General features: G+C 65.4%; 9 protein-coding genes. 8 read left to right on the top strand and 1 reads right to left on the bottom strand.

Annotated features, from left to right (window positions below; genetic code table 11):
• Positions 1–197 precede the first annotated feature (197 nt).
• The 3 genes from P2Q66_RS20285 to P2Q66_RS20275 are packed head-to-tail and all read left to right on the top strand — an operon-like array spanning position 198 to position 3,326.
• On the top strand, positions 198–1,442 hold the full coding sequence (locus P2Q66_RS20285) for a type III polyketide synthase (RefSeq protein WP_275731041.1): 1,245 nt from the start codon (positions 198–200) through the stop codon (positions 1,440–1,442).
• Between the two features lie 16 nt (positions 1,443–1,458).
• Positions 1,459–2,142: a class I SAM-dependent methyltransferase gene (locus P2Q66_RS20280; protein WP_275731037.1), complete on the top strand. Its 684-nt coding sequence runs from the start codon at positions 1,459–1,461 to the stop codon at positions 2,140–2,142.
• A gap of 2 nt (positions 2,143–2,144) precedes the next feature.
• Complete coding sequence (locus P2Q66_RS20275; RefSeq protein WP_275731034.1) at positions 2,145–3,326, top strand: NAD(P)/FAD-dependent oxidoreductase; 1,182 nt, start codon at positions 2,145–2,147, stop codon at positions 3,324–3,326.
• On the opposite strand, the gene P2Q66_RS20270 is transcribed toward P2Q66_RS20275, so the two are convergent.
• Complete coding sequence (locus tag P2Q66_RS20270; RefSeq protein ID WP_079596148.1) at positions 3,327–3,740, bottom strand: nuclear transport factor 2 family protein; 414 nt, start codon at positions 3,738–3,740, stop codon at positions 3,327–3,329.
• Between the two features lie 55 nt (positions 3,741–3,795).
• Between P2Q66_RS20270 and P2Q66_RS20265 the strand changes: the two genes are divergently transcribed.
• The 5 genes from P2Q66_RS20265 to P2Q66_RS20245 all read left to right on the top strand — a co-directional run bounded on the left by P2Q66_RS20265 (position 3,796) and on the right by P2Q66_RS20245 (position 7,658).
• The gene (locus P2Q66_RS20265) at positions 3,796–4,476 is read left to right on the top strand and encodes a peptide deformylase (protein WP_275731030.1); all 681 of its coding nucleotides are present in this window, start codon (positions 3,796–3,798) and stop codon (positions 4,474–4,476) included.
• A gap of 61 nt (positions 4,477–4,537) precedes the next feature.
• Positions 4,538–5,482, top strand: a complete 945-nt coding sequence (locus P2Q66_RS20260; RefSeq protein WP_275731028.1) for a putative RNA methyltransferase — start codon at positions 4,538–4,540, stop codon at positions 5,480–5,482.
• A 125-nt stretch (positions 5,483–5,607) separates the two neighbouring features.
• Positions 5,608–6,072: an NfeD family protein gene (locus tag P2Q66_RS20255; RefSeq protein WP_275731025.1), complete on the top strand. Its 465-nt coding sequence runs from the start codon at positions 5,608–5,610 to the stop codon at positions 6,070–6,072.
• A 33-nt stretch (positions 6,073–6,105) separates the two neighbouring features.
• Complete coding sequence (locus P2Q66_RS20250; protein ID WP_079596144.1) at positions 6,106–7,053, top strand: SPFH domain-containing protein; 948 nt, start codon at positions 6,106–6,108, stop codon at positions 7,051–7,053.
• A 257-nt stretch (positions 7,054–7,310) separates the two neighbouring features.
• Positions 7,311–7,658, top strand: a complete 348-nt coding sequence (locus P2Q66_RS20245) for an RNA polymerase-binding protein RbpA (RefSeq protein ID WP_013600997.1) — start codon at positions 7,311–7,313, stop codon at positions 7,656–7,658.
• The last annotated feature ends 13 nt before the right edge of the window (positions 7,659–7,671 follow it).

The raw sequence follows: 7,671 nt of genomic DNA, 5'->3' as shown, positions 1-7,671 counted from the left end.
GGGATAGGGTCCAGGCGTTAGCCCGGGGAGGGTCCGGGATTATCGCTACTTTACATAATGTAGGTTATCGGCGTTTCGGAGAGGGGCCCGGACGGGGTCGGGAAGGCCTGGAATGCCTGCAAGAGTTACCGGGACAAATGCGCAGGTCAAAAGCCTGAACCATTGTCTTAATCCGGGGCCTCGCTAAGAATGTGTCAATGACGGTCTACGTGCGATCACTTGAAACTGCAGTCCCGAAGACGATGCTGATCCAGTCAGAAGCCCGTGACGTATTTGCGGCCCAGCCCGGATTAACGCGGCTGGGCTCCAGGCTGGTGAATACGTGCTTTGATTCCGCGGCCATCGACACACGGTTCACCGCCGTCGATGAACTCACCAACGACTTCCGCTCCGATGACCCCCAGTTCTACGACCCTGCCACCGGCCTCCTGCTGAATCCCAGCACCAAGGTACGCAACGACATCTTCGCCCGGGAAGCTACCAAACTCTTTGTCGAGGCCGCCCGTGCCGCCGTGGACGCCTGCCCGGAACTGGACTTACTTGACATAACTCATCTCGTTACCGTCTCCTGCACCGGTTTCTTCAACCCCGGTCCGGACTACAAGATCGTGCGGGAGCTGGGCCTGGATCCGGCAGTCCAGCGATACCACTTGGGCTTTATGGGTTGCTATGCAGCTTTCCCCGCGCTGCGCGCCGCCAAGCTCTTCTGCGAGGCCGACCCCAACGCCGTCGTCCTGGTGGTGTGCGCCGAACTGTGCTCCCTGCACGTGAGGACATCCAACGACCCCGACACCATCATGGGCTCGGCACTCTTCGCCGACGGTGCCGCTGCCGCCGTCGTCACCGCCAGACCGGGCGCGGAAGAAGCCTCGCTGCTGCAGCTGGACCACTTCGAAACGGTACTGACCCCCGTGGGCGAGGACTCCATGGCGTGGAACATCGGTGACCACGGCTTCGAAATGGTGCTGGGCAACTACGTTCCGCACATCATCGACGACCACATTGTGGGCGCGCTGCAGCCACTCCTGGCCCGGGAACCTGAACTGCAGGCACTCCCCTACACGTCCATCCGGCACTGGGCCATCCACCCGGGCGGGCGGAGCATCCTGGACAAGGTCCAGTCCCGGCTCGGCCTCACGGACCAGCAGCTGGTTCCTGCCCGCGAAGTCCTGCGGAACTACGGCAACATGAGCAGCGCCACCGTGCTGTTCGTCCTGAAGCACATCCTGGACCAGGACAACGGAATCAGCGACCCCCATGCCGGCGATCACCAACCCGCCGGCAGCGGACCTGGCGACGACCGGATCTGCTCCATGGCCTTCGGCCCGGGACTCACGGTGGAGACGGCCATGTTCACCAAGCTGACCCAGGCGCCGCGGGTCAGCAACGCGATGGCCGAACGGGACGCCCGTTACGAGCCGGCAGAAGCGCCGGTGTCCTGACCGGGTGGGATTCCTGATGCGGGAGCGCGCCGCCGGAGCCGTGGAGCTGATGGACCTGCCGGACTGTGATCCGTGGCGCCTGGACAACACCTACCGCCAGTTTGCCGTGGTCAACAGGGTCCTGGGCGGCTGGCGCCGGCTGTACCGGCGTGAACTCCTCCCCATGATGACCGCCGGCTCAGGTACCGCCACGCTGCTGGACATCGGCTCCGGCGGCGGCGACCTTGCCGTCATGCTTGCCCGCTGGGCGGAACGTGACGGACTGACGCTCCGGATCACGGGCATCGACCCCGATCCGCGGGCCGCCGCCTTCGCCTCGAAGCGGCAGCCGGTCCGGGGCGTCGAATTCCGGCAGGCCCACAGCGGAGACCTGGTCCAGGAGGGCAGGACGTACGACGCGGTGATCTCCAACCATGTCCTTCATCACTTGAGTGCAGACGAGCTGCAGCAGCTGCTGGCGCATTCGCAGATCCTGGCGGCACAGAAGGCCCTGCACAATGACCTCCGCCGGAGTCCCATAGCCTACGCACTGTTCGGGGTGGCCGCCCTGCCCTTCCCCCGCTCCTACATCCGGGCGGACGGCCTGACCTCGATACGGCGGAGCTACACGCCCCCGGAGTTGGCGGCAATCGCTCCTCCGGGCTGGACGGTTGAGCGCAGCACCACCTTCCACCAGGTCCTCGCCTGGCGCAGGAACTGACTGTGTCCACGGACGTTGTGATCGTGGGCGCCGGACCGGTTGGCCTGTACCTTGCCGCGGCGCTCCTGCAGGAAGGCATTTCCGTGCGGGTGCTTGAACGGAGACCGGCGCGGGATGCCCACTCCCGCGCCATCGGCATCCACCCGCCCGCCCTTGCAGCCCTGGACGGGGTCAACGTGGCATACGCGATGGTCCGGGAGGGTGTGCCCATCCGCACCGGAATGGCTGTCAGCGGCGGAAAAACTGTAGGCACCATGCGCTTCGACACGGTGTCGGAGGACTTTCCCTTCGTTCTGGCCCTCCCCCAGTTCCGGACGGAGCAGCTACTGGAGGACCGCGTCCGCGCCCTGGACAGCGGAGCGCTGCTGAGGGGTGTGCAGGCCACGGCTGTAACGGACGACGGCGGCCGGCCCAGCGTTTCGGTCCAGGCTCAGCCGGGTGCCACGCAGGGAAGCAGGAACTTCACGGCGTCCCTGGTGGTCGCCGCCGACGGTGCCCGGTCACACTTCCGCGATGTCCTGGGCGTGCCGGTGCAGAGAAGGACCTACCCGGACCATTACCTGATGGGCGACTTCGCTGACCCCGGCATCCATGGGGACATGGCCGTCCTGTTCCTCGAGCCCGGGGGGATTGTCGAGTCATTCCCCCTTCCGGGCGGCGTCCGGCGTTGGGTGGTCCGCCTCACCCGGCCCGCGGAAACCGCAGGGGCAGGCGACCTGGCAGAACTCGTACAGCAGCGCACCGGAATTCGGCCCGATCCCGGCACCAACAGCATGCTCTCGGCGTTCAGCGTCCGCTCCACCCTGGTCCGCCGAATGGTCGTGGGGCGGACCATCCTGATCGGGGATGCAGCCCATGAAATCAGCCCCATTGGCGGCCAGGGCATGAACCTCGGCTGGCTCGACGCCCAGGCGCTGGTGCCGCTCATCCGCGAAGCCGTGGCCGGCCGCCCCATGGACCACGGATTCCGGAAATTCGACGAAACCCGGCGACGCGCGGCAATCCTGGCCAGGCGACAGTCGGAGATCAATATGATGCTGGGCCGCCCCCTGCCGCCCGCCCTGCTCCGCCTGCGTATTGCAGGCGTTGGAGCCGCCGCCGCCACCCCGGCACTAAACCGGTGGGTGGCCAGGCGCTTCACCATGCAACAACGGCCGCTGGTTTCCCGGATACAGCAGGTTTAGTTACCGGAAGTAGCAGTCGTAGCTGTCCTGGCTGACAATCAGGCCGTTGCTGACTTCAAAGACAGACGAGGTCCTTGCCCGGATCGTGTCTCCCCGGTCCCAGTACGGGAGGTCCATCAGCACCGTTGCCGACCAATCCGCTTCTACAGCCACCCGACCGCCCTCGCACGTGGTGCGCCGGATGGCGAACTTCTGGTCCGCGACCACCTGCGCCGCCTGGTCTGCGCCGGCCAGCACGTCATGCAAGGTCCGCCTGGAGCCCTCCGGAGCCAGCAGGTGCGGGGCTTCCTCCAGTACGAACGAGTCGGCCAGGAAGGGCTTGATCCCGGCCGCTCCCCCGCCGGCTTCGAGTACCCGGATGAACCCGAGAACGCGGTCCAGGGGCGAGTCAGGGTGGGAGGGGAAGTCAGCCATGGGATAGACACTAGCCCAGCCGCGGAAGCGCCCCGGTGTTCAGTAGGCTTTCGTCATGACCCACGCCGCGCCCGGGACCACCCTCACCGCAGAACAGATACGCGAACTTGTGGAACACATCCTCTCCGCCGGGACGTTGCCGCCCATCGTCCAAGCGGGCCATCCCGCACTCCGACAGCGGGCTGCCGCTTTTGACGGTCAACTGCCTGCTGACCAGCTTGCCCGGCTCATCGACCTCATGCGCCAGGTCATGCACGAGGCACCGGGAGTGGGCCTGGCGGCGCCCCAGCTTGGCATACCGCTGCAGCTCGCGGTGGTCGAGGACCAGTTCGACGTCGATCCGGAGGCGGCCGCGCTGCGACAACGGAACCCGCTGGAGTTCCTCGCTGTCCTCAACCCCAGGTACACCGCCCAGGGGTCCGGGGTCGCTTCCTTCTACGAAGGATGCCTCTCACTGAACGGACTCCAGGCTGTGGTGGCCCGACCGGAGAGCGTGCTGCTTGAGTTTGAAACGCCCGACGGCGCGGCGGTCCAGCGGGAGTTCTCCGGCTGGCAGGCCCGGATCGTGCAGCACGAGACGGACCACCTCAACGGCATCCTCTACCTGGACCGTGCCCAGCTGAGGTCCTTGAGCACCAACACCGAGTACGCCGCGCACTGGGCCGAGGCCGGAATCAGCAGGGCACGCCAGGGCCTCGGGTTCGACGACGGACCTGCAGGTATCAGCGCCGGCTAAGCCTTTCCCCGTGCCTGGCCATCCCCGCCTCGGCCCATTGCGGCCACCCTAAGATGGTTCAATGCCCTCTTCCGACCATCTCCCCCTGCTGTGCCCGGTGTGCTCGCTTCCGCTGGTTTTTGCCGGTGCGGATACCGCCGGTGCCACTACGGGCGGTCCCACTGCGGCCGCAGCCGGCGCGGCGCCCTCCCGCATGCCGGGGCAACGCCGGCTGGCCTGCGCGTCAGGCCACAGCTTCGACGCAGCCCGGCAGGGCTACTTCAATCTGCTGGTGGGCAAGGGCACGGCCTTCGAAGCTGACACCGCGGCGATGGTGGAGGCCCGCGTCAACTTCCTTGGCCACGGGCACTACCGTCCGTTGGCCGAAGCGGTGGCAGCCGCCGTCGTGCCTTGTTTGTCCGATCACAATGGAGCCATCCTCGACTCGGGAACGGGAACCGGGCATTACCTGCGGCAGGTGCTGGATACTGCCGCGGCCCAGGGCCGTGAGGTCACAGCGGTAGGCCTGGACATTTCCAAGTTCGCGCTGCGCCGCGCCGCCCGGCTGAACCCGGAGGCAGTCAACCTGGTGTGGGATGTGTGGCAGCCACTCCCACTGGCGGACAGGTCTGTCGATGCCGTCACAGTGGTGTTTGCGCCGCGCAATCCCGCTGAATTTGCACGGATCCTGCGGCCGGCGGGCCGCTTGGTTGTTATCACTCCCCGTACCGGGCACCTGGGGAACCTCGTGGCAACAGCAGGAATGCTCTCGATCGAGGAGAGCAAGGATGCGCGGCTGGCAACGGCGATGGCCCGTTATTTTGACATTGACGCCACGTCCGACATCGATGTTCCCCTTGCCCTCACGCGCCACGAAGCAGCAGACCTGGCCTTTATGGGTCCCGCGGGGCACCACGCGGACCGGGATGCCATTGGTGAACGGTTTGACGACCTCCCGGAACCCGTGCGGACCGAAGCGAAGTTCCGGCTCCTGGTTTTCCGCCCCAAGGAGACGGCAACCGCGTAACGACTTGGCCACTATCCCCGGCCGCCCGGCATGAGCCAGCCCACACCCGATGCGCCCGGACTAGGATGGAAGGACAGTTACCGGAGGGTCCGCGCACGCGGTTCCCCGTAACAAAGGGGGAACCGGTGTTCGAATGGTTGGGGGAAAACTGGTGGGCCCTGTGGCTCACGGCTTTCCTGGCATTTGCAGTGATCGAGATGATCACCCTTGACCTGTTTTTCATCATGCTCGGCGGCGGAGCCCTCGCAGCCCTGGTAGCCGACTTTGCCGGCGCTGACGGATGGCTCCAGATCGTTGTGTTCTGCGTCGTCTCCCTGTTGATGATCGCCTTCGTCCGCCCGGTGGCACTGTCCCACCTGAAGAAGGGCCCGGCCGAGCAGCGGACCAATGTGGACCGGCTCATCGGTGAGCAGGCCGTGGTGATGGAAGCCGTAACCTCTGACGGCGGCCTTGTGAAAATCGGCGGCGACATCTGGAGCGCACGCTCGGCAGCGGGGGTCCTTCCCGCGGGCCAGAAGGTGGTCGTGGCTGCTATCGACGGCGCCACGGCTGTGGTCTCGGCTCCGCCGGCCACCACCGGCCAGACCTGACACAGCCTTACTAATTGGGGAAGAAGGAAACGTATGGAAAACGCAGGAGGAGCCGCATTGGCCATCGTGCTGGTAGTCCTGATCGTGTTTGTGATTATCGTTCTGGTCCGCTCGGTCCGGATCATTCCGCAGGCACGGGCCGGCGTCGTCGAACGGCTTGGAAAGTACCAGCGCACGCTCAACCCGGGACTGACGATCCTGATTCCCTTTGTGGACCGGCTCCTGCCGCTGCTCGATCTCCGCGAACAGGTGGTTTCGTTCCCGCCGCAGCCGGTGATCACCGAGGACAACCTGGTGGTGTCTATCGACACCGTGGTCTACTTCCAGGTCACTGACCCGCGCGCGGCAACCTACGAGATTGCCAACTACATCCAGGCCGTAGAACAGCTCACCACCACGACGCTGCGTAACGTCGTGGGCGGGTTGAACCTTGAAGAAGCGCTGACGTCGCGTGACCAGATCAACGGCCAGCTCCGCGGTGTCCTGGATGAGGCCACCGGACGCTGGGGTATCCGGGTTTCCCGTGTTGAGCTGAAGGCCATTGATCCGCCCCACTCCATCCAGGACTCGATGGAAAAGCAGATGCGCGCCGAGCGGGACCGCCGCGCCGCCATCCTCACGGCCGAGGGAACCAAGCAGTCAGCCATCCTCACCGCAGAAGGACAGCGGCAGGCTTCCATCCTCGCCGCCGAGGGCGACGCCAAGGCTGCCATCCTCCGTGCTGATGGTGAGGCGCAGGCCATCCAAAAGGTCTTTGATGCCATCCACCGCGGCAACCCTGATCAGAAGCTGCTGGCCTACCAGTACCTGCAGACCCTGCCCAAGCTGGCCGAAGGATCATCCAACAAGCTGTGGATCATCCCCAGCGAAGTCGGCGAAGCCCTGAAGGGGATCGGCAACGCCCTGGGCGGTACCAACCCCGATCCGGGCGCAACCGGTGGCCTGTTCGACGAGGTGGGAGCCAAGCCCTCCGAGCCGTAGGCAGTGCCGTAAAACTGGAAGGGATCTGCGCCGGTGACCAGTTCACCAGCCCGGATCCCTTCCTTTATTTTGCTCCCTGCGGCATGGCACCCGTATAATTGGGTATTTGTCCGGCAGGAGCAATCCGCTGGAACAACAAAGCTTCGCAATGCGTTGAATCTTATGATGCAGCACAGAGCACACAGTAGCCCGGCGGTGCTTCGTCACCACCGGCTGGCGCGGGGTTCTACTCCGCGAACCGATAAGAGGGAGAAATCATGAGCGATCGCAGCCTGCGGGGTATGCGCCTTGGTGCGCAGAGCATGGAGACCGAGTCCGGAGTCGAGCCGGCACCGCGTCAGCGTGTCGAGTACCGTTGCGAGGACGGCGAGCAGGTCTTTGTCACTTTCTCCTCCGAAGCGGAGATTCCCCCCGTGTGGGTTTCCAAGACCGGCAAGGAAGCGCTTCTGGTCGACGGCGAACGCCCCGATACCAGCAACGACAAAGCTGTCCGCACGCACTGGGACATGCTGCTGGAACGCCGCTCCCTGCCCGAACTGGAGCAGATCCTTGAGGACCGGCTGACCATCCTGCGCGAACGCCGCGGGGAACGCCGCTCGGCCTAAGTCTTTTCAACGA

Source organism: Arthrobacter sp. Cr_A7, from assembly GCF_029222765.1.
GTDB lineage: Bacteria > Actinomycetota > Actinomycetes > Actinomycetales > Micrococcaceae > Arthrobacter.
The sequence above is the reverse complement of the archived record's forward strand: the minus strand, read 5'-3'. Positions and strand labels throughout refer to the sequence as shown.

Coding starts and splice junctions, on each gene's coding strand:
- P2Q66_RS20280 (WP_275731037.1), top strand. CDS start 1,459: ATGCGGGAGCGCGCCGCCGGAGCCGTGGAGCTGATGGACCTGCCGGAC.
- P2Q66_RS20250 (WP_079596144.1), top strand. CDS start 6,106: ATGGAAAACGCAGGAGGAGCCGCATTGGCCATCGTGCTGGTAGTCCTG.
- P2Q66_RS20245 (WP_013600997.1), top strand. CDS start 7,311: ATGAGCGATCGCAGCCTGCGGGGTATGCGCCTTGGTGCGCAGAGCATG.
- P2Q66_RS20265 (WP_275731030.1), top strand. CDS start 3,796: ATGACCCACGCCGCGCCCGGGACCACCCTCACCGCAGAACAGATACGC.
- P2Q66_RS20260 (WP_275731028.1), top strand. CDS start 4,538: ATGCCCTCTTCCGACCATCTCCCCCTGCTGTGCCCGGTGTGCTCGCTT.
- P2Q66_RS20270 (WP_079596148.1), bottom strand. CDS start 3,740: ATGGCTGACTTCCCCTCCCACCCTGACTCGCCCCTGGACCGCGTTCTC.
- P2Q66_RS20285 (WP_275731041.1), top strand. CDS start 198: ATGACGGTCTACGTGCGATCACTTGAAACTGCAGTCCCGAAGACGATG.